This is a genomic window from Pseudoalteromonas atlantica, assembly GCA_007988745.1.
GTDB classification, from domain to species: Bacteria; Pseudomonadota; Gammaproteobacteria; order Enterobacterales; family Alteromonadaceae; genus Pseudoalteromonas; species Pseudoalteromonas atlantica.
The window spans coordinates 17,274-39,336 of record BJUT01000042.1 but is presented as its reverse complement, the minus strand read 5'-3'; the positions used below and the strand labels follow the sequence as shown (position 1 = coordinate 39,336).

The following is a 22,063-nucleotide window of genomic DNA, read 5'->3' as shown; positions in this document are numbered from 1 at the left end:
ATGCAGTCGTAAATGAGAGTTTTTTAACGCAGATAGCGACACGTTTAGCTCCTAAAAATGATTAAGTATTATTGCGGATTGGTATGGTTGACGCTATTTAAGGTACGCCCCCCTTAAACAGCAAAGGCTCAATAAAATATTGAGCCTTAAATAATGAGCAAGTTATTAAATTAAAAAACGTAAGACGCGCTTAATTTAACATTACGACCCGCTTCGTAATCTTGCACTGTGTCGCTTGAGTATGAAGCGTGAGAGTAATACGTTTTATCAAAAATATTCTCAACACCTAAGGTCATGCTTAATGCTTCAAGCTGGCTTGGTAGCCACTGCATGCTGATGTTATGAACCTGATAACCCACTTTATGAATATCAGCACCGCTTGATACCGAGTCATCAGTTCTGTTAACTAGGCTGGTCCAGTTAAATTTCAAGTCGTATTTTGGTACTTCGTAGCCAAGGTTTAGTGAAATGCTATCACCTACTTCATAACGCAGTTGCTCGCCTGTCTCTAGTTGTTCAGAGTCTGACTTAGAGTAACTTAAACGCGCACTAAATAGCGCTTTACGCAGTGAAAGCGTTGATTCAAAACCATCTATATCGTAATCACCCGAGTTTTCATAGGTACCAATTGGGCGACCTTTACCAATTGCCCAGTTGTCTATGTAATCTTCAATACGGGTTTTAAACAGGTTTAATGAAAAACCAAATGAGTCTAAGCCCATAATGTTTTGATCTTTAAAGGCAAAACCAATGGCGTTATTTACACCGGTTTCTGCTTTTAAGTCTTTATCAAAGTTAGTGCTGTAATCAACATAGCTTTCACGCAGGCCAGGACCTTGAAAAAGCTCTGTAGAGCTTGCGTTAACACTCCAGTTATCGTTAATTAGGTATTTAGCCGCTAAACCAAACGTTAACTCGTTCCACGATTTATCTAACGAATCGTTAGTACCGGCTGAGTACATATCTACTTTAAAGTAGTTGTAACGCACGCCAGGGGTTACAAATAACTGATCGGTTACAGCGATTTCGTCTTCAATATAAATAGCGTGCGAGTCGGCAGTGTCTTTATTGGTTTGTACGTGGTTTTCGATACGTTTTGATACTTGCTCATACCCTTCGCCGCCGTAGCGTAATGTATGGTTAAACCCAGCAAGTGCAATTTTAGATGTTGCAAGGGCAGTGTAGCCCGTATGCTCAGAGTTACCCTCAGTTCCTAGTGCAATATAGCTTAGTTCGTTGCGATAAACGCTAGCGCGTAGGATAATGGCATCGCCTTTATCTAGCTCGTAGGCAAGTGAAGTGCTGGTACGTGTGTAGTCAATATCTTCTGTTTGCGCGTCTGAATCTTCAGCAAAGCCAGCACCAAAGTTGGTTTTTACGTAGTAATCGCCTTCATCGTTATATCTGTCGTATGAGAACACTAAACGGTTACTCTCGTTTACATCCCAGCCGAGCTTGAAGATGCCATCTACCGTGCGGCCTTCGTTACCTGTAACTTCTTTACCATTGCCGTTTTTAAAGTTATTTCTGTCGGTGTAGGTGTAGTAGGCAAGGGCGTCTATGTTGTCGGTTAGCTGACCATATACCGCAGCAGAGCCACCTGCGTAATCATTGGTACCTAAGTTTGTGTATAAGCGTGCGCCAAAATCTTCACCTGGCTCTAGTAAATCTTTAGCATCTTTGGTTTCAAAGGCTACACCACCAGAAAGGCCGCCAGTTAGCACCGAGTTAGTCCCTACTTTTATATCTACTGCTTTTAAAATATCAGCATTAATAAGTAAGTTTCCTGAGTGGTGGAACATATTATTGTTTTGGCTAATACCATCAACAGTAATGTTAAGGTCTAAATCGTCAACACCACGAATATTAATACCTTGTACAATAGAGTGCGAGCCACCTACGTCAATACCAGCTTGGTCACGGAGTAAATCACTTAAATGGTTGGCTTGTTTTCTTTCAATATCGTCTTGTAGTAGCGAGTCATTAGTAATTGTTGTGCCCCATACTTCAATGGTTTCTGAGGTATCGGGAGCTTGATCTGCTAAGCTTATGAATGACATACCAGTACACAAAGTACCAATCACAACGTTAAGCGCGTGCTTATTAAATGGGAGCGTGTTTTTCATGGTGAGTATGTTTATCTAATTTTAATATTATTAAGAATGATTCGTATTAAAACGTTCACTGCCTTAAATGGCAATTTAAAATACATACCCTACATGAATAACAGTTATTTAAACTTCAAATACTTTATTTTTTACAAGCTCTCTAAACCATTGACATACAGGGTCATTATGGTGGCGTTGATGCCAGTATAAAGCCACTTGTGCATACTCTGAGCTAAGCTCTTGGGGCGGGGTTCTGGCAACTACGTCATGCTGTTGGCACACATCTGCAGCAAAATGATTGGGCACATAAAATATTAAATCAGTGTTTTCAGCAATGCTGCCAATACTGTAAAAGTTTTTTAAGCGTATTGGCGTCGCTATATTATCAATGCCTAGCGCGGCAAAGTTTTGTGCAATAGTTAATGCTTTTTCACCCTGAATTGATATTTGCCCAAAATTACAATCACGCAATAAATCAACGCTTAATTCTTGTTTAGCCAGCCTGTGGGAGCGAGCCATTACTAATTTAAACTCGCGCTCAAACAACGGCTGTTGATATAACTTACCCTCTGAATTAGCGGGCTTGTGGCCAGTAATCACAAAGTGCGTATCGCCTTTAAGCAAATCAGAAAACTGCGGCTTAGGCAGGGTGTCTATTTCAAGGGTGATATTAGGCGCTTGCTCGCGAACATCTTTAATTATTGTTTTTATAAATAAATGCATTTGCGGCGGTAGGCCAAACAGTTTAATGGTGGCTGTGCTGGTTTTAGGGTCGAAGGTTTGCTTGTTAACCAGTGTTTCTACCATATTTAAAATAGAATTTAGGTCTTGCTGAATTGATTGCGCTTTTGGTGTTAGCTCATACCCTCCAGCCATTCTTATTAATAATTGATCGTCAAATAAGGAGCGCAATTTACTTAACGAGCGGCTTATAGAAGGTTGGCTCATGCCTAAAGTTAAGGCGGTATTGCTAATATGTTTTTCGTTTAAAAGCTGCTTTAAAATAATAAGAAGGTTTAGATCGAGCTGATTTAAATTCATAGTTAGGTTTGCAAGTTATCAGTATTTCAAGCCATTATCCTAGCACTTAATTAGTTAGGTAGGTAAAGATGTTTATTTTTCAGGTGCTGAAATAGGCTTAATTGTTTTAATATGATCTAAAAAATTTTAATTGCCTTATAAACACGGTTGTCGCTAACGCAAAGCGTTGGAGTTATAGGCTTGATGGTAAGAATACCATTGTAAAAGTCTCAGGTAGTTTAGAGGTTAACGACTCACAAAGTTTAAAAGCATTTGCTTTAGCAAGCCAAGGTGTAGCGCAATTACCTAATTTTTACGTTAACCAAGCACTTAAAAGCGGTGAGCTGGTAGAGGTGCCAAGTGAATACGCGCCAAGCCCACAGCCTATTAATTTACTTTATCCGTCTCAACGATTGTTAAGCCCAACTGTTAAAGCTTTAGTAGATTATTTAGTAAACCAGTTATCTCAATATAAAAGTAATTGGTAAGCTAGTTTCTAAACCAGTTAGTGGTAAATTTAATAAAATGGCTAATACGTGCTGATTCGTTAATTAGCTGAGGGTGAATTAAATACACATCAGATTGCGGATACTGTAACTGCGTTAATAGCGGCTTCAAAGTGTGCGCGTTAATTTCTAAATCTACTAAATACTCCGGGGTGTATATAATTCCTTGACCTTGCAATGCAAGGCTTTTAAGCATGTGGTTATCGTTAATGCTTAGTTTTCCTTCAAGCTCAATGGCCCTATCGGAAAAATGCCACAGGCTAAATTGCGTGCTGGTTAAACAGCTATGCTTTAATAAATCTTCAACGTCGCTTGGCTCACCATTTTTAGCAATATAACTAGGCGAGGCACAGCACACCTGTTTATAACTAAAAAGCTTTTTGGCAATCATGTTTTGGGGCGGATTAAGGGTTGATCTAAATGCAATATCGTAGTTGCTTTGAATCAAATTGTGAGGGGTGTAGCTGCAGTCTATATTAAATTTAACATCAGGGTACTCTTGGTTAAATTGCTCGCAAATAGTTAGCAGATATCTATTGGTAAATTGGCTCGGCGCGGTAATTCTAATGTTGCCGGCAATAGCCTCGTGTTCATGGGCTAAGGTTCGTTCAAGCTCTAATAATGTGCTTTTAATATTTCCCATACAACTAAGCACATGCTTTCCCTGCGGGGTGAGCTTTACACTGCGGGTTGTGCGAATAAGTAGGGCTCTTTGGTATTCTTTTTCGAGCGCTTTTATTTGCTCAGACAAATACCCTCGGGAGATCCCAAGCGCTAAAGCTGCCTTTGAAAAGCTTAAGTGTTTGGCTACTTCGTTAAACAAAAATAACCGTTCAAATTTTTTATGTTCTCTCAGCATTTAAATGAGCACTGTGTTTTTATTGTTTGTTATAGCAAATAATGAGTTTTATTTTTAGTATTTAGTTGAATAATTTAATCGGTAAACTACAAGTCACTCTTTTTTAATACCGATAACTCATGACCAATAAAACTATTTCTCAATTTATACCCAATGCTAGCGAACTTATTTATGGCTGTATGGGCTTGGGTGGTGGCTGGAATAACAACCCAATAACCAAAGCCGATATAAACCAAGCACATACAGTAGTAGAGGCAGCGCTTGAAAATAACATTAATTACTTTGACCATGCTGATATTTATACTTTTGGTAAAGCAGAGCAGGTATTTGGTGAAGTTTTAAAAACGCGCACCGACCGTGATAAGTTAATTATTCAATCTAAATGCGGTATTCGATTTGAAGATGAGCATGGCCCAAAGCGTTATGACCTTTCAGGACAGTGGATAGAGCAAAGTGTAAATAAAAGTTTAGCGCAGCTAAAAACAGACTACTTAGATGTACTTATTCTGCACAGACCCGACCCACTCATGTGCCCTCAGGAAATTGCTAGCACTTATAAAAAACTAAAAAGCCAAGGCAAGGTACGTTTTTTAGGGGTGTCTAATATGCAGCAACATCAAATAAAAGCCATTCAACAAGCCCTGTCAGAGCCACTTATTTTGAATCAAGTAGAAATGAGCTTATTAAAAAATGACTGGGTTGAAGAGGGCATATATGCTGGTAACGCGCAAGGCGCAAATATTAACTTTACGCCGGGCTTAATCGAGTTTTGCCAGCACGAGAATATACAGCTGCAGGCGTGGGGAAGTTTATGCCAAGGGTTGTTTTCGGGTGCTGATATAACCGGCGCTGAAACCCGTATTAAAAACACGTACCAATTAGTACAAAGCTTAGCTGCGCAGTACGAAACAAGTGCAGAAGCCATTGTACTGGCATGGTTAAACAGGCACCCTACAAACATTCAATCTGTTATAGGGACTACTAACACTGCGCGTATTAAAGCGTGTGCACAAGTAAACAAAATACAATTAACGGCCGCTCATTGGTATGCACTTTACGAAAGTGTAAAAGGTTGCGAGTTGCCATAGTTTAGTAAAGGAGCACTAAAATGATAAAAAACACACTAACAACATTTTTACTAAGCACTGTAGTGACATTAACGGCCTGTAAAAGTAATCAGCCACCAGCGGCCGATAACGCAAACACTGCAAGCACTGATAATTATTTACAGCGCGATGTACGCGACGATATATTTTATTTTGTATTACCTGATCGTTTTAATAATGGCGATCCGCAAAACGATAATGGCAGCAATGAGCATGCTATTTCGGCTGGTGGGTTCAATTTAACAACCACCAGTGGTTTTCATGGTGGAGATATAACAGGCATTGAACAAAAACTCGACTACTTAGAAGCGCTAGGGGTTACAGCAATTTGGATGACGCCTTTATTACGCAACCAAGCGATTCAATCAGACGGTGTTGCGCACCATGGTTATTGGATTGTCGATTTTAGCGAAATAGACCCGCACTTTGGTGGGAATGCTTCTTTAAAAAAGCTAATTGATGCAGCTCATAAAAAAGGCATTAAAGTATTTTTTGACATTATTACTAACCACACAGCCGATATTATTCGTTACGACGAATGCCACATGCCAAACGGTCAATTTAAAGCAGGTTTAACGCATTGTGAGTATAAAGCGCTAAATAACCCTAAGCCGTATAGCCCATTTATTCCTGAGCACTTAAAAAATGTTAAGTATCCACAGTGGCTAAACAATGTCGATTATTATCACAACCAAGGCGACAGCACCTTTAGTGGTGAAAGCTCACTTAATGGTGATTTTAACGGCCTAGACGATTTAAAAACAGAGCATCCGCAGGTGGTGAGCGGCATGGTCGATATTTATCAAAATTTAATAAAAGAGTTTAAGCCCGACGGCTTCAGAATCGATACCGTACGCCATGTTAATCTCGAGTTTTGGCAAACATTTACACCTGCTATTATTGATTACGCTAAAGCGCAAGGGATTCCAAATTTTCATGTGTTTGGTGAGGTGTACGACCCTAACCCTAAAAACCTAAGTGTATTTACTACAGAAGGTAAAATTCCATCGGTGCTTGATTTTGCATTTCAAAAAATAGCGGCCGATGTGTTTTTTAAAGGACAGAACCCAAGCGCCATTAGCGAGCTATTTGCACAAGACTCACTATACCAAGATGAAGACAGCCAAGCCGATTTACTTATGACCTTTTTAGGGAACCACGACATGGGCAGACCTGGCTTATTTATAAACCAAACATTTGATCACGAAAGTGATGAGCTTAAATTAAAGCGCAGCCAATTAGCGCATGCATTTATGTTTTTATCTCGCGGTATACCGGTTATTTATTATGGCGATGAACAAGGTTTTACAGGCGATGGCCACGATATTGATGCACGCGAAGATATGTTTGCATCAAATGTTGCAAGCTATAACGACAATAACCTTATAGGCACCACGCAAACAACGGCCGATAATAACTTTAACCAGCAGCACCCATTATTTAAAACTATTGCGCAATTAAGTAAGTTACGAAAAAATCACGAAGGGCTTCGCCGCGGTGAATACAACGACTTATTTTTTGCTAAAAACACTGGCATGTTTGCGTTTTCACGCACAGTAAAAGGTGCAGAGCAGGCGTATATTATTGTGTTTAATAGCGAAAAAACGCCACAAACAATAGAGTTTAATAGCCCGTATAAACACTTTTCGCCTCTTGTAGCTGCCGAGCAACTTGAGCAACAAAATGGCAAGTTAACGGTCACTTTAAAAGGGCTAAGCTATAGTGTGTATATTGCTAAATAATTAAGGGTTTAGGTTAAGTAAAAGCCAGCTGCTAAGCTGGCTTTTTTTATGCCTTAAAGGTTACTGCTTTAAATCTATGGTGTATAGCGCAAAACCATTTTCGTCTGTTTTAAGTGGTGAGGTAGGCGCAACAGCAGGGAGTGTTTGTGCAATAGTAGCTACTTCATCAAGCGGTGATGTTCTAAACACAACATTTAGCTCTGTGCTGGTGGTCACGGTGCTAAAACGCCAGTTATTATCGGCCGAAGGGTCAATACTGCCTGTGCTACTTTTAGCGGCTTCGCTAATAATGTAACTACGCAGCACACCGCGGTTTTCATCTGGGCCTTCAAATGTTTCACGGCTAGTACCGTCAATCGCCGGGAAGTTACCGCCGCCCGATGCACGATAGTTATTAGTTACAATTAAAAACTCTGCCTCTAAATCTATCGCTTCACCTTGGTATTGCAAGTTAGTAATGCGCGAATTGTTTTCACTTATTAACACCCCATCGTTGTCGTATCGTTTTGGCTGAGTGACGTCAATTTCAAAGGTAACGCCGTCAATAATGTCAAAGTTAAAAGTAGGAAAAGTGGTATCGAGTAGGTTTTGCTCAGCGCTGCTGTTTATATCAATCTGATTAAACTGACCTGCAGAGCGTTCAAGCCACTCTTTAACATCGCTACCTGTTACTTTTACCATACGAATAGTGTTTGGAAACACATACAAACTAACGGTATCTAGTAGGGTAATATCGCCTGCTTTTACATTGGTGTAATCTTCAATACCATTGCGGCCAGCTCTAAAAGGGGCTGCTGCCGAAAGCACGGGTAAGTCATCAAGCTCAGTGCCTTGAATAAACGCTTTACCCCACGCTATTTGTGCATCTGATACTATTTGAATTGACGGGTCGTCTTGCACCAAAGCAAAAAAGCTATATATAGGGTTTGAAATTTCAGCAAATGGTTCGCTTACCCAATCAATCGTTGCTTGGTGTTCAAGCTCAATTGCTGCGGCTACATCGGTATCTACAGCAGCTAAATCAACAAAGTCGCCGTTTTCATCTGTACCACTAATAGCGCGGGTTTCTACTTTTGAGCTGGTTACTTCCCAGCCGCCTTCATCGTTTGGCTCAACAATTAAATCAATAACCCCTAAGTTATTGCCAAAAAAGCCAGGCATAACAGCCGGTACGCCATTAAGTTTACCGTTTACGTTATCAATACCCGCCGATTCATAGCCATCGTACGACGAATCACCCGGAAACAAACGGTGGTTATGACCAAATAATATGGCGTCTACGTCATCTACTTTAGACAGGTAAAGGGCCGTATTTTCAGCGAGGTCTTCTTGGGCGCTGGCTGTTAACCCAGAGTGCGGAATGGCAATGATAATATCGGCGCCTTGTGCTTTCATTTGTGGAATGAACTTTTCAGCAGTAGCAACAATATCTTTTGCAATTACCTTACCTTGTAAGTGCGCGCTATCCCATTGCATAATCTGCGGTGGGGTAAGGCCTAAGTAACCAATTTTAATTGTTTGTTCGTTGCCGTTTATATCAAATACGGTTTTATCTTGAAGGTAGTATGGGGTGTAACGGTTTTCATCGTTGCTGTCGTCATCATCACCATCATCAACGTATACATTGGCATTAATATACGGGAAGTCGGCACCACTTAATGTGGCATCTAAAAACTCTAAGCCAAAATTAAATTCATGGTTTCCTAAGTTAGCAACATCGTAATCAAGCAAGTTCATTGCTTTAAAGGCCACATGGGTTGCGCCATTTAAAATATCGTCTTTACGTACAATCGCTTCGTAATCGCCAAGCGGGCTGTTTTGAATTAAATCACCATTATCAACAAGTACACTGTTTTGCACTTCATTGCGGGCTTCTTTTATAAGGGTAGCGGTGTTAACAAACCCTAAGGTTTCTGAGGGGGCTTGTGCAAAGTAATCGTAGTTAGATAAATACATGTGTATGTCGGTTGTTTCCATTACGCGCAAAGTAACCGGTGCAGGCTCTGGTGTTTCTACAACGACAGGGTCGTTATTATCGTCATCATCAATGTCGCAGCCACTCAATGCGAGTGCAATAGTCAGTGCCAATGTTGATTTTAAAACGTGCTTTTTAGCGATTCGATTTTTCATAGTCATTCCGTGTAATTTAAAAAGAGTACAGTAAAAAAGATTTATTAAAGTATGATGAATTAAAATGTGAATCCAGATTTACATTTTTAGGTGGTGCATTTATAGTAATGTCTTCTACCAAGATGAGCACACACTATGAGTATACCTATGTACGCATTTAAAAAAATTAAAAAATCTTTATTATTAATTGCTTGCGCTTTAACTAGCTTTACAAGTTATGCAGTTGATGAGCAATTTGTACGTTATCAAGCGGGGCGTTATGCAATTAAAAATATCACGTTAATCGATGGCACCGGCAAACCGGCACAAACTAATCAAACGGTTGTAATAAATAAAAATAAAATTGTGAATATAGGCGCCACAGCAGAAGTAGGCGTCGCTAAAGGTGTGAATATTATTGACGGTAGTGGAAAAACATTAATTCCGGGATTGGTGATGATGCATGAGCACATGTTTTATCCAACTGGCAAGGCTCATTACACCGAAATGCTTTACAGCTTTCCTCGCCTATATTTAGCAGGCGGTGCAACCACAATTCGTACTGCAGGCACCACTGCACCATATGCTGATTTAAAATTAAGAGATGATATAAACGCAGGTAAAAGTTTAGGCCCAGATATAGATGTAACGGCGCCGTATTTAAATGGCCCCGGTTTACCTATTTTAAAAATAAAGTCGCTACGCGATGCAGACGATGCTAAAAAAATGATGGACTACTGGGGCTTAGAGGGGGTTACCTCATATAAAGCGTATATGCATATTAATCAAAATGAGCTTGATGTTGTTATTAAAAAAGCGCACGAGCAAAATAACAAAGTAACGGCTCATTTATGTTCAGTTACATACCGCGAAGCAGCCGCTTTAGGTATTGATAACCTAGAACATGGCTTTTTTGCCGCCACCGACTTTGTTAAAAACAAACAAAAAGATGTATGCCCAAGTAATAAAGACGTACAGCAATCGTTTGTTGAGTTAGATATAAACTCGCCAGAAGTAACGAGCCTAATAAATTACTTAGTGGCTAAAAATGTAGTACTTACCTCTACACTTACTGTATTTGAAACCTTTACTAAAGGTCGCCCTAAAGCCTACCCAAAAGCACTTGATGCATTAATACCGCAAGTACGTGATCAGTACGAGTCGCGCTTTGAAAAAATAGCAAAGCAGAGCGAATCTAGTTGGCCTTTAGTATTTAAAAAAATGATGCAGCTAGAAAAAATGTTTGTAGCCGCTGGTGGTAAATTAATGGTGGGAACCGACCCAACAGGTTATGGCGGCGTTATTGCTGGCTTTTCCAACCAGCGTGCAATTGAATTACTCGTAGAGGCTGGGTTTATGCAGCCACAAGCAATAAAAATAGCTACGTTAAATGCAGCGCAGTATTTAAATAAGCAAAATACAATAGGTAGTATTGAAGTAGGTAAACATGCCGACTTGGTTATTGTTAATGGCGACTTTGCTAAAGATGCGTCGGCTATCCGTAATATGGAAACTGTATTTAAAAATGGTGTAGGCTATAACTCAACAGCACTTTTCGATAACACTAAATCGGTTGTTGGGCTTCATTAAAATAATAAAGGAAATCAGGATGAAAAAATCACTACTTTCGGTGGCATTAGGTTTTGCTGCACTTGGTGCGTTTAACGCGCAGGCAAACCTTGATCAGCACGTTAAAAATGTAGAGCAGCAGGTAATTGAATGGCGACGCGACTTTCACCAAAACCCTGAGCTTGGTAATCGCGAAACGCGTACCGCAGGCATTGTGGCTAAACATTTAAAGTCGTTAGGGATGCAAGTACAAACCGATATTGCTTACACCGGTGTTGTTGGTATTTTAAAAGGCGCAAAGCCTGGCCCTACAGTAATGCTACGCGCCGATATGGATGCACTACCGGTAACAGAAAAAACAGATGTGCCATTTAAATCAACCAAAACCACAAATTTCCGTGGCGTTGATGTAGGCATAATGCACGCTTGTGGCCACGACACGCACGTAGCTATGCTAATGGGCGCAGCCGAAGTATTAGCAAATATGAAAGATGAATTGCATGGCAACATCATGTTTGTGTTTCAGCCTGCTGAAGAGGGCGCACCTTTAGGCGAAGAGGGCGGTGCAGAGCTAATGCTTAAAGAAGGTATATTTAAAAAATATAAACCTGACGTAGCATTTGGCCTGCATATTACATCGAGCCTACATACGGGGAAAATTGGCTATCGAAGTGGGCCGTTTATGGCCAGTGCCGATCGCTTTGAAATAACTGTACATGGTCGCCAAGCGCATGGCTCAGCACCGTGGACAGGCGTTGACCCTATTGCTGCCGCTGCGCAAATTGTAACGGGCGTTAACCATATTGTTAGCCGCCAAGTAAATATAACCAAAGAGCCTGCTATTGTGTCGTTTGGTAAAATTGCCGGTGGTGTGCGTAATAATATAATTCCTGAAGAAGTTGAAATGGTTGGCACTATTCGTAATTTTGATATGGATAATCGCGCGCAAATCTTTGAAAATATTAAAACAACCGCTACACATATTGCTAAATCATCGGGGGCAACGGCCGATGTGCATATTCACGAAGGTTACCCAGTAACGGTTAATAACCCTGAACTTACTGCGCAAATGTTACCTAGCCTTGAAAAAGCAGCCGGTAAACAAAACGTGCAAGAAATGGGTAAAATAACCGGCGCAGAAGACTTTTCGTTTTATGCCCTAGAAATACCTAGTGTATTTGTATTTTTAGGTGGTACGCCTGACGATCAAGACTTGAAAACGGTAGCAAGTAACCACTCACCTTATTTTTATGCCGATGAGTCATCGTTTAAAGTGGGTACCAAAGCGCTTAGCCAATTAGCGGTAGATTATTTAAATAGCCAAAAATAACGACATAACTACCCAGCGAGTAATGTAATTGCTGGCTGGGTATTGTTGTTTATATTAACAAGCTGCACTATGTGTGCACTTTAACCTAACACGTTTAAATTTATGTCTGATCAACCCTTTTTGGCACCTAAGCAACAACGCAGTCAACAAACCCAAGAAAAACTATTAAAAGCGCTGCATCACAGTTTAAAAAGTAAGTTTTTTGAGCACATAAGTATAAAAGAGCTGGCCGATTACGCCGAGGTGTCGGTAGGTACGTTTTACCGTCGCTTTAAAAATAAAGAGTCGCTGCTGCCCATGTTGTATCAAGACTTTGGTATTGCATTAGATAACTGGGTAACAGAGCTTGAGGCGCAGCACTATAAAAACTTAGACGATGTAGTTAACACTTTATGCCATAAAACCTATGTGTTTTTATCATCACAGCAGGGGGTATTTAGAACGCTACATTTAAATTCGCGTTTGCACAGCGAGTTATTAGGCAGTGATAAACACATAAACAGGCGAGTAATTTATCAGCGGTTAGCGCAACTAATTAGCCAAACAGATACCAAAGTGAGCGAGGCGGCGGCAGGTACTGCAGTATTTTTAATTGTCAGTTCATTGCTTGATAAAGTGCTGTATCACGATTTAACCCCTGCGATAGCCTGTGATTTATCGGCGCAGCAATACGCGCAAGAACTACCTAAAATTATTTTAGCTTATTTAGGTTAAGCACCTTTAAACATACTCAAGGAGAGTAAAATGAAAATTACCGGAAGCTGCTATTGTGGTGAAATTAAATACCAAGCTCAGTCGCAAAATAATAACGTACTTGTATGTCATTGTAGCGATTGCCAACGCATGTCGAGTGGGCCATTTAGAGCCGTAATTATGGCTGAGCCAAACTCGGTGGTATTTACTAAAGGCGAGCCAAAAGAGTATGTTAAAACAGCACAAAGCGGTAATAAACGCGCACAAGGTTTTTGTGGTACGTGCGGCACTACACTTTACGCAACGAACGAAGCAAAAGCCGATAGAGTGTACGGCCTGCGCATAGGGTCCGTTGATCAGCGTGATGAATTTACCCCAGCTGCGCAAATTTGGTCGCAATCAACGCTTACATGGCTAAACGATTTACACCAAGTGCCGGCTTTTGAAACTACACCTAAATAAACAGGTAGGCTATTAATGAAAACACTGACAAAAACAGCCTTATTAGCAAGTGTACTACTGACGAGTTTTGCCCAGGCAAAACCCAGTAATGTCGACTTTTTAAATACAGGCAAAGCTAATCCTAACTTACCATTTTCGCAAATAGTAAAAGCCGGTAATACGCTTTATATGTCGGGGCAAATAGGGATTAACCCTGCAACCGGTAAGTTAGCAGCGGGTGGTTTTGAAGGTGAAGCTAAGCAAACCCTTGAAAACATTAAGCGCACTTTAGAGCAGCATAACTACAGCCTGAGCAATATTGTAAAGTGCACTGTTATGCTTACCAATATTAACGATTTTAAAGCGTTTAACGCTATTTATACGCAATATTTTAGTGCGCCGTATCCTGCACGTAGTGCATTTGCAGTAAACGCGTTAGCCCTTGATTCGTTAGTAGAAGTAGAGTGTATTGGTGCTGTATAATACCAATCGACTTAAATATTTAATCATTCTAACGTGCTAAATAGAGCGCTAACAGCGTTGTAAATTTCTTATGTAGAACAACTGCATGTCGATATTCATGCCTTGTTATCACGCTATTTATCTGTCGCTATAAATGCCTAATAACTTAACACGATTGGTGTAAGTAATTTTAGATTGCGTAATTTTATAAAGGTAACGTTGCGCTTTAAATTTGTGTGAAATTTTTTTAACCAAATGACTGTCTATTTATAAGACAGTCATTTGGAGAAAAATATGTGTAGTTCACCGAAAAGTAGCCGAGCAGTTAAAAAGTCAGCCATTAACTTTAATGACGAACTAACCCAAGAGCAGCGTTTGCGTTTTGCTGCAAAAGCTAATTTAGCGCAGCTGCGCCGCGAGCAACGTCAAGCCGCTAATAAGCGCTTTGAGCAAAAGCATCGCCCCGCTAAAAAGCCAGCAACGGGCTTGTTTTCATGGTTACAGCAGCTAGTAAGTTAACTATTATTAAGCGTGGTGTTTTTGCCGCTAAACCATCCACATGTAGCACATAACACACCTGCACCTGCACATAACCAAAGCGGCGCACTCCAGCTGCCGGTACTTGTATGTAGCGCCCCAGCTACCATAGGGCCAATAGCCGCCAACAAATAGCCAATACTTTGTGACATACCCGAAAGCGAAGCCGCTTGCGTGGAGTTATCGGTACGTAAGCTAATAAACGACAGTCCTAAAATAAAACACGCTCCCGAGCTAAAGCCAAGTAGTAGCGTCCACACTAATGCAAAGCTTGGCATATAAAGTAGCCCTAGTGCACAGCACGCACTAAGTGATGCAAGTATAAAGCTAAGCGCACTTTGATCTTTTAATTTTCCTAGTAAAGGTATAAGCACAAGCCCAGGTATGGCAGTCGCAATTTGAAAAGCACCATGATACGCGCCTGCTTGCGTTGCGCTTTGGCCCGCTTCGGTGAGTATGCTAGGCAGCCATGTGATAATGATGTAATTTAAAAATGAATTTAGCCCCAGTAACAAGGTAATTTGCCAAGCAAGTAGGTAGCGCCATACGCTTTTATTAAGTGTTGAGGCCTGTGCTGTTTGTGCCGGTTTTGTGTGTTTATTTAATTGCGCCATCCACACAATTAAAGTGGTAATTGTAATGAGTGCACTTGCCCCTAATGCAAACTGCCAGCCTAACCCTTCATATTGGCTAAGCGGATAAACTAATGCTGAAAAGCCACCCGAGGCAATGCCCATAGTGAGTACATAAGCAGAGGTCATTACCGCCACTTTTGCCGCAAAGTCGCGTTTTATTATACTTGGTAGCAATACGTTAGCTATGGCAATACCTGCGCCTATTATGGCTGTGCCTACAAAGAGCATAATGGATGAGTTAAACACCCGTGCGGCAATACCCAGTAATATTAAAAATACAGCAAAAAACAATGTGCGCTCAAGCCCTTGGCGTTTAGCCAGGCTTGCAGCCATAGGCGATATAATGGCAAAGGCAATTAGCGGTAAGGTGGTAATAAAGCCTGCTTGCGAAGCGGTTAAATTAAAATGCGCAATTATTTGTTCAAGCACAGGGGCAACCCCTGTAAAAGGCGCACGTAAATTGGCAGCAATAAGTAAAATACCTATTACAAGCAATACGCTTGAAAAGCGCGACATATCAGCATTACTGTGAGGTGTGTGAGTCATTATTACAAAATAAGTTAGCTAATTATTGGCGCTAGTATAAACAAATCAGCAGTATTATAATTTAGCTATACTGACATTGAATAACTAAAAACTGACAAAATATGTTTGAGCCTAAAGGGTGGGGATACCTACAAAACTACGAGCACATGGAACAGCCTATAATTGCCAAAGTAGATACCGCACAAGGCAGTAAAGAATACCCGTTACATACTCACCCTAAGGGGCAGCTAATTTTAGCGCTTGATGGTTATGTTACCTGCGAAGCGGCTAACAAAATGTGGATGGTGCCAACGCACAGTGCTATTTGGGTACCTGCAAATACCTTACACAGCAATCGCGCATCTGATAACGCCAAATTGTGTTTTGTATTTATTGATGCCAATAAGCACGGCATGCCACAGCATACCTGTACATTAGCAATAACGGGGCTGGTAAAAAGTTTAATGCTAAAACTAGCAAGCGAACACCAAGCCTATAATGAAGACACTAAAACAGCTCGTTTAGCTCAGGTACTGTTTGATTTATTAATTGAAATGCCCGCCCAGCCGCTCGACTTTGTGTTATCTAAGCATGCGGTTATTCAAGCTATGGGGCAGCAGTTACTCGCACAGCCAAATAATCGTAAAACCGTTGCACAATGGGCACACGATTTTGCTTTAACCGAGCGGACGTTGGCACGGCTTATAAAAAAGCAAACCGGTATGACCTTTGGTAAGTGGCGAATGCAATTACATATAATTACAGCGCTGCAGGCACTATCAGATGGGCAAAGTGTACAGCAAGTGTCGGCGTTATTGGGGTACGAATCGGTGAGTGCGTTTATAACTATGTTTAAAAAGGTAATGGGAAAATCGCCCACTAAATATATGGGCGATTTAAATTAACCTTTATACATGGTTTTACCACGTGTACGTAGCCGAAAGCATGGCGTTACGCGGTTTACCAGGGAAGTACCTATCGCCAGTAAAGCTGGTGTAATCAGCACGCTCTGCATAAGCTTCGTCGGTAAGGTTAATTATACGTGCAAGCACTTCTAAATTATTGGTAACTTGCCACTTTGCACGCAAGCTTAAAATATCATGCCCCTCGTAGCTAAGTAGGTTTTCTGGGTCGGTATAGTAACTACTTACGCTATGCCATTGCAGTGCAAGCGCTAGGTTATTAAAGGCTTGCCAAGTTAAATCAAGGTTAGCCACATTGCGTGGCGCGGTGTCTACGTTGTTACCGTTTATATTTAGCCCATTAATTAACTGATTATTGGTATACGTGTGCTTTGCATGTGTACCTGCAAATTGTAAGTTAAGCGTTTTGCTTAATGCATAATCTACTTCAAGCTCAATACCTCTGTGACGTGAACTGCCATCGTTAACGTTAAAAAAGTCGCTATCGCGATAAATAGTATTGTGTTTGCTCATAGCATACACAGCCAATGCGTAACTTACATTGCTGTAATATCCTTTTAAGCCAAGCTCGGCATTATTGGCTATTTCGGGGTTTAAATCGGCGGTGGTTTGTTCGCGTTGTAATTGGTAAAGCTCTGCCGCTTGCGGCGCTCGGTAGCCACGCGAAAAGTTAGCGTATAGCGTATTATTTTTGTTGGCCTTGTAGCTCACGCCAAATTTAGGTGAGGTATTGCTAAAGCTATTTTTACCACTGGCTGGGCGACTATAACGGCAACCGCCAAAACCACATTCTGTGCCGTCTTCTGTTGTGCGCCCTGTGAGCATATTATTAGTGTAATCGTACTGCATATGCTCATACCTGAGGCCGGCGCTAATAAACCATTTATTTAATTGCCACTCAACTGATGCAAACGGCGCATATAGAGTTGCGTTTACGTCGTAATCGTAGTGTTTGCCTTGCGGTACTGTGGCTACTAAAAATGCAGAGCCTTGAGTTGGCTCGTTTTGGCTTTGAGTAAAATCGCTGCGAGTGTATTCGCCATCAAGCCCTAGGTTTACTTTTACATTACTTTGCAAGTTATGTTGATAAAGCGATTGCACACCTATGCCTGTTTGACTGTTGGTTTCAAGCGGGGTGCCAGGTAAAAAATGCTTAAAAAAGTCCATGCTTTGGTCGCGCACATAAGGCGTAATAGAAAGCACATTGCCGTTTTTTAATTGCCACTGGGCGTTGCTCCACGCTCTAAATGAGCGGGCTTTTCTAAATGCATCGGGGTCAAAGTTTTGCTGTGCTATGTCTTCGTTTTTATAGCTTTCAAAACCCGTAATAAAGCCCGCAGTGTGCTGATCTAAATTTGTGTATGTAAGGCCAGAGGTAAGCAATAGGTTTGAGCGCTCAAAGCGATGACGAATATTTATTTTTTGCTGTTTAACGCTTTCATCATCACGGTAACCGGTATCGTCGGTAATACTTGCGTTTATGCCAATACCACTGTTGCCGTAGTCTTGCCCAGCGCGAAGCTTATAACGGGCATACCCGTATGAGCCATAATCAAGCCCGACTAATCCACCGCCTTGGGTTGTATCAGGGGTTATTACGTTAATTACACCGTGTACGGAGTTTGAGCCATACAGTGCAGAGCCCGGCCCTTTTAATACTTCAATACGCTGCGCCATTTCGCTATGCGCTTCAAATAGCTCGTTAATATTACAAAAGCCTGCAGCACGCAGTGCAATGCCATCTTCAAGGGTTAGTATGCCGCCACAGGCTGCCGCGCCCGAGAGCACCGGCGAGCGAAGAGCCGGTAGGTATTCTTGCCCATTTCCGCGCTGTACGTTAGCACCTGCAATACGTTGTAACGACTCTTCAACATGAGTAGGCGCAATGCTATTTAACTGCGCTTCAGATAAGGTACTAATAGTAAGCGGATAGGGGGTAGCCAGTGCTTCTGTACGTGATGCGGTGGTTGTTATGGTTTCTATTGCATCATCGTTTTTATTATCAGCAAGTGCAACGTGGCTGAGTGGTAATAACAGCGGCAAAATATAAGGTTTCATACATTCCTTTAAGGTGAGTAACGCTTTATTAACGCCATGGTAAGGTGTTTTAAACAGTTTTTAAACCGCTTGCGTTAAAGTGCGCGTATTCTATATACCCGATAAGTTAGCGATAATATAAAGCAAGCCGCAGCGGGCACGGTTAAAGCAAGTAGGGCTAAGTGCTCATAAAGCATAAACCCGCACACTCCACCTAATAAAAAGCCGGCAATAATAAGTATAAATATTACGCCTTTGCGGGTATCAAAGGGTTCACCTTTTAGCGCCTTGCCTATCATTAAACCTAGGTCGGTAAAAATACCGGTTAAATGAGTGGTGCGCACTACTGCGCCGCTGTAGTTAGTGGCAAGGGCATTTTGTAAACCACAGGCGGCAGAGGCAAGCGTAATGCCATAAACATGGGCGCGGCTGAGTAAATAGGTGCTTAAAAGCAGTAATAGGCCTTCAATAAATAATAGGGTGTCGTAATGGCGCCCCAGCTTTAACGAGCCGCCGGTAAGTAAAAAACCAGAAAGGGCAGAGCCAAGCATAAAGCTTAAAATTATACTCATTAGTAGTAACGCAGCAGAGGTACTGCTCATTAGTTTTATACCAAGTAAAGTAACACTACCGGAAAGGTGAGAAATAGCCTGATGCTCAAACCCTAATAACCCTACAGCATTCACAATGCCAGCAATAAAAGCGAGCGCAAACGCGCCGTACTCCACCCATTTTGGTAATTTAGTTAACATTGCCTACCTTATTAATGCACACCGAATTGCGCTTTATAGCGTTTTATTTGCTCATCAACGATTGCGGTGTTGACCACGCCATGCTTAAAAGCAATATAAACAGGTAGGGCATAGCCTTCAAGCTGCTTAGCATGTATGTTTTTATAGCCTTTTGAGTACCATAAGCCGGCTTGATAATTAGTAATTGCGTAGTCAACACGCTGTTTATTAAGCAAATCAAATGTGGCTTTAGTGGAGAGTGAATGCATAAAGTTGCTTTGTTTAATATTGTATTCTTTTGCCAGTACATTGGGTAATTTAACGCCTCTTAGCATAGCAATGCGTGAATTTGATAAGTCATTATTAAGGTTTGCTTTTTCTGTGCTAAATAAACCAAATTGGGTGGTGTGTAGTGGCTCAGTGGTAAATTCTAAATATTGCGCACGCTCGGTATTATTTGCCAACGCAAAGTAACAATCGTAGTAACCTAACGTCATTTCTTTTTTAATACGAGCCCACGGTAAATGCACCAGCTCAATGGTTACTTTTAAATTACGCTCTATAAAAGTTAAATAGTCTATGTCTATCCCTGTAAAGGTATGTGTTTTATCGTCATAAATTGTAAAAGGCGGGTAATGGGTAGTTGCACAGCGCAGCGTTTTATTAGGCGCTGCTAATAATAGCGAAGAAAAACTAAAAGCTAAAAGCAGCAATAATGTGCGCATAAATGTAAATCCGATTTTTTCTTATGTTAGTGTGTTTATTATACAGCGATATTCGGTTTTGAGGTGATGATCTATGTATTTTTTCTTCTCGTATAAGTTTAAATTTTTAAGAGATAACCATGTTTAACGCAGAGCAGCAATCGCGAATTATAGAAATGGCGTGGGAAGACAGAACCCCCTTTGAGGCTATAGAGCAGTTATACGGGCTTAATTATTCACAGCTGGTCGTGTTTATGCGAGAGCATATTTCAAAGGGTAGTTTTAAAGTGTGGCGCAAACGCCACGCAGGGCGTAAAACCAAGCATTTAAAACTGCGAGACCCAGCCATAATGCGCAGCCATTGCAAAACACAGTACAAGCCGAGATAAATAGCTGCTTGCAGTTTCATATGATGTTCAGGCGTGTTTGATAATCTTTAGCTATTAACATTATTAGAGATTATTTATGAAAGCGTTTTTATATACGGTTTTTTTAGCGGGTGCCTTGGTTAGCGTTAATGCACAGGCAAAGCCCGACAAAGACAATCACGGCCATAAAAATGGCCACCATAAACATCAGCAGCACAACTATAAAAGCAGTAAGAAACTATCTAAAAAGCAGCAAAAAAAGTTAGTGCGTGCTGGGTGGACGCCACCAGGGTTAAGTAAGCGTTACCATAGAGGCGATTACCTAGACCGCAATGTATATAAACAAGGCCGCGTTATTGAACGTTCTAGAGATAATGGTACAGTAAGTATAAAAATAGACAGTACAGTTATACACATGGTGCACGATACCCGAGAAATACTTTCAATTTTAACTCGTTAAGTACAATTTATAAGGATATTTAAATGCTCATTGCACTGGCTATAATCATTGGCTTTTTTTTATTAGTGACCTTATTACCTATGTCGTACAGTCAGCACTACTTAGTGCGCAGCTGCGACTTTGTTCGACTACAGGTATTTTATATAGCCAGCGCTGTTGCAATTATATCGTTTTATTTACTGTGGCAAAGCGGCAATAGCGGGTATTTGTATACTGCTTTAACCGCATTACTAACCATGGCATTACAAGGTAAGTGGATATTTCCTTACACTTGGCTTGCTAAAAAAGAAGTTAAAACGGCCTCAGTGAGCGAAGCTCACAGTGTAAGAATCATGTCAGCTAATGTGCTTATGTCAAACCACAATAGTGAGCAACTAATCTCACTGGTTGATAAACACCAGCCCGACTTATTAATTACCCTTGAAAGCGACAGCTGGTGGGAAAATAAATTAGCTGTTCTTAAAAAAAACTACCCCTATTATATTGAATGCCCTAAAGACAACCGCTACGGCATGCATTTATACAGTAAATTTAAAATTCTTGATGCGCAAATATGTGAGCTCATTGAAGATGATATTCCTTCAATTCATATCCTGTTCGAAAACAATGAAGGTCTTGAAATGCAAGGGCACTTTATACACCCCGCGCCACCAAGCCCCACTGAAGAAGACTCATCGCGCCCACGCGACTCAGAGCTAATAATGGTCGCTAAAGCACTTAAAAAGCCAACACGCCCGACCATTGTAGCCGGTGATTTAAACGACGTGGCATGGTCGCGCAGCACCCGTTTATTTATGCAAATAAGTGGTTTTTTAGACCCACGTAAAGGCCGTGGTTTTTATAACACCTTTCACGCAAGTTACTTTTTTATGCGCTGGCCGCTAGATCATTTATTTCACAGCCCAGGGTTTAAAGTAAAGCGCATTAAGCGCCTTGCAAAATACGGCTCCGACCACTTTGCACTACTCACTGAGCTGGTGTATGAAAACGCCAAGCAGCATTCATTAGAAGATAAGCCAAAAGAGCTTAAGCAAGAAGAAATTCAAGAGCTTGCTATGAGCAAAGCCGATAAACGAAAGGTGCCAAGGTTTGAGGAGGGCTAGCTGTTAGCTATTAGTTTTTAGCTGTTAGTTGAATACGTTTTAACTTGAACGCTCAGGTTTAATCCATGATATTTCTTCAGACTTGATAACTTCAT

20 protein-coding genes and 1 pseudogene are annotated in these 22,063 nt (G+C 41.0%); 13 read left to right on the top strand and 8 right to left on the bottom strand.

What is annotated here, in order from left to right; all coding sequences use genetic code 11:
* Nucleotides 1-170: 170 nt before the first annotated feature.
* Together PAT01_RS15170 and PAT01_RS15165 are read right to left on the bottom strand one after the other, a co-directional pair.
* The gene (locus PAT01_RS15170; protein WP_138577625.1) at nt 171-2,126 is read right to left on the bottom strand and encodes a TonB-dependent receptor domain-containing protein; all 1,956 of its coding nucleotides are present in this window, start codon (nt 2,124-2,126) and stop codon (nt 171-173) included.
* A 108-nt stretch (nt 2,127-2,234) separates the two neighbouring features.
* Nucleotides 2,235-3,149, bottom strand: a complete 915-nt coding sequence (locus PAT01_RS15165; protein WP_138577623.1) for a LysR family transcriptional regulator — start codon at nt 3,147-3,149, stop codon at nt 2,235-2,237.
* 125 nt (nt 3,150-3,274) lie between these two features.
* On the opposite strand from PAT01_RS15165, the pseudogene PAT01_RS15160 reads away from it, so the two are divergent.
* Nucleotides 3,275-3,616 (top strand): annotated as a pseudogene (locus tag PAT01_RS15160) (LysR substrate-binding domain-containing protein); the annotation flags it as partial.
* A 1-nt stretch (nt 3,617) separates the two neighbouring features.
* Here the strand turns inward: PAT01_RS15160 and PAT01_RS15155 are convergent.
* A complete protein-coding gene (locus tag PAT01_RS15155) occupies nt 3,618-4,493 on the bottom strand; it encodes a LysR family transcriptional regulator (RefSeq protein WP_138577621.1) in 876 nt (291 codons plus the stop codon).
* Between the two features lie 119 nt (nt 4,494-4,612).
* On the opposite strand from PAT01_RS15155, the gene PAT01_RS15150 reads away from it, so the two are divergent.
* Complete coding sequence (locus tag PAT01_RS15150; RefSeq protein ID WP_138577619.1) at nt 4,613-5,581, top strand: aldo/keto reductase; 969 nt, start codon at nt 4,613-4,615, stop codon at nt 5,579-5,581.
* 20 nt (nt 5,582-5,601) lie between these two features.
* Nucleotides 5,602-7,341: an alpha-amylase family glycosyl hydrolase gene (locus tag PAT01_RS15145; RefSeq protein ID WP_138577617.1), complete on the top strand. Its 1,740-nt coding sequence runs from the start codon at nt 5,602-5,604 to the stop codon at nt 7,339-7,341.
* Nucleotides 7,342-7,401: 60 nt separating this feature from the next.
* Here the strand turns inward: PAT01_RS15145 and PAT01_RS15140 are convergent, their stop codons facing one another.
* Nucleotides 7,402-9,471, bottom strand: a complete 2,070-nt coding sequence (locus PAT01_RS15140) for a bifunctional 2',3'-cyclic-nucleotide 2'-phosphodiesterase/3'-nucleotidase (RefSeq protein ID WP_154945751.1) — start codon at nt 9,469-9,471, stop codon at nt 7,402-7,404.
* Between the two features lie 135 nt (nt 9,472-9,606).
* Between PAT01_RS15140 and PAT01_RS15135 the strand changes: the two genes are divergently transcribed.
* The 6 genes from PAT01_RS15135 to PAT01_RS15110 all read left to right on the top strand — a co-directional run bounded on the left by PAT01_RS15135 (nt 9,607) and on the right by PAT01_RS15110 (nt 14,464).
* Nucleotides 9,607-11,040: an amidohydrolase family protein gene (locus PAT01_RS15135; RefSeq protein ID WP_138577613.1), complete on the top strand. Its 1,434-nt coding sequence runs from the start codon at nt 9,607-9,609 to the stop codon at nt 11,038-11,040.
* Between the two features lie 19 nt (nt 11,041-11,059).
* A complete protein-coding gene (locus tag PAT01_RS15130; protein WP_054983526.1) occupies nt 11,060-12,349 on the top strand; it encodes a M20 family metallopeptidase in 1,290 nt (429 codons plus the stop codon).
* A 102-nt stretch (nt 12,350-12,451) separates the two neighbouring features.
* Nucleotides 12,452-13,063, top strand: a complete 612-nt coding sequence (locus tag PAT01_RS15125) for a TetR/AcrR family transcriptional regulator (protein WP_029771731.1) — start codon at nt 12,452-12,454, stop codon at nt 13,061-13,063.
* Between the two features lie 30 nt (nt 13,064-13,093).
* Nucleotides 13,094-13,504 carry a GFA family protein gene (locus PAT01_RS15120; protein ID WP_138577609.1) on the top strand — a complete coding sequence of 137 codons (411 nt, stop codon included), beginning with the start codon at nt 13,094-13,096 and terminating at the stop codon, nt 13,502-13,504.
* A 15-nt stretch (nt 13,505-13,519) separates the two neighbouring features.
* Nucleotides 13,520-13,966, top strand: coding sequence for a RidA family protein (locus PAT01_RS15115; protein ID WP_055254750.1), 447 nt, complete (start codon nt 13,520-13,522; stop codon nt 13,964-13,966).
* 273 nt (nt 13,967-14,239) lie between these two features.
* Nucleotides 14,240-14,464 carry a hypothetical protein gene (locus PAT01_RS15110; RefSeq protein ID WP_004588490.1) on the top strand — a complete coding sequence of 75 codons (225 nt, stop codon included), beginning with the start codon at nt 14,240-14,242 and terminating at the stop codon, nt 14,462-14,464.
* On the opposite strand, the gene PAT01_RS15105 is transcribed toward PAT01_RS15110, so the two are convergent.
* Nucleotides 14,461-15,663, bottom strand: coding sequence for an MFS transporter (locus tag PAT01_RS15105; RefSeq protein ID WP_249318446.1), 1,203 nt, complete (start codon nt 15,661-15,663; stop codon nt 14,461-14,463). The genes PAT01_RS15110 and PAT01_RS15105 overlap by 4 nt on opposite strands.
* A gap of 101 nt (nt 15,664-15,764) precedes the next feature.
* Here PAT01_RS15105 and PAT01_RS15100 point away from each other — a divergent pair, with 101 nt between their 5' ends.
* Nucleotides 15,765-16,547, top strand: a complete 783-nt coding sequence (locus PAT01_RS15100) for an AraC family transcriptional regulator (protein WP_138577607.1) — start codon at nt 15,765-15,767, stop codon at nt 16,545-16,547.
* 15 nt (nt 16,548-16,562) lie between these two features.
* On the opposite strand, the gene PAT01_RS15095 is transcribed toward PAT01_RS15100, so the two are convergent.
* From PAT01_RS15095 to PAT01_RS15085, 3 genes are all read right to left on the bottom strand, one after another.
* A complete protein-coding gene (locus PAT01_RS15095) occupies nt 16,563-18,623 on the bottom strand; it encodes a TonB-dependent receptor (RefSeq protein WP_154945750.1) in 2,061 nt (686 codons plus the stop codon).
* Between the two features lie 74 nt (nt 18,624-18,697).
* Nucleotides 18,698-19,354, bottom strand: a complete 657-nt coding sequence (locus PAT01_RS15090; protein WP_024031659.1) for a YoaK family protein — start codon at nt 19,352-19,354, stop codon at nt 18,698-18,700.
* A gap of 11 nt (nt 19,355-19,365) precedes the next feature.
* The gene (locus PAT01_RS15085; protein ID WP_138577603.1) at nt 19,366-20,058 is read right to left on the bottom strand and encodes a substrate-binding periplasmic protein; all 693 of its coding nucleotides are present in this window, start codon (nt 20,056-20,058) and stop codon (nt 19,366-19,368) included.
* 119 nt (nt 20,059-20,177) lie between these two features.
* Between PAT01_RS15085 and PAT01_RS15080 the strand changes: the two genes are divergently transcribed.
* The 3 genes from PAT01_RS15080 to PAT01_RS15070 all read left to right on the top strand — a co-directional run bounded on the left by PAT01_RS15080 (nt 20,178) and on the right by PAT01_RS15070 (nt 21,968).
* Nucleotides 20,178-20,426: a TIGR03643 family protein gene (locus PAT01_RS15080; protein WP_054983514.1), complete on the top strand. Its 249-nt coding sequence runs from the start codon at nt 20,178-20,180 to the stop codon at nt 20,424-20,426.
* A gap of 76 nt (nt 20,427-20,502) precedes the next feature.
* Nucleotides 20,503-20,865: a hypothetical protein gene (locus tag PAT01_RS15075; RefSeq protein ID WP_024031662.1), complete on the top strand. Its 363-nt coding sequence runs from the start codon at nt 20,503-20,505 to the stop codon at nt 20,863-20,865.
* 23 nt (nt 20,866-20,888) lie between these two features.
* A complete protein-coding gene (locus PAT01_RS15070; protein ID WP_154945749.1) occupies nt 20,889-21,968 on the top strand; it encodes an endonuclease/exonuclease/phosphatase family protein in 1,080 nt (359 codons plus the stop codon).
* Nucleotides 21,969-22,063 lie beyond the last annotated feature (95 nt).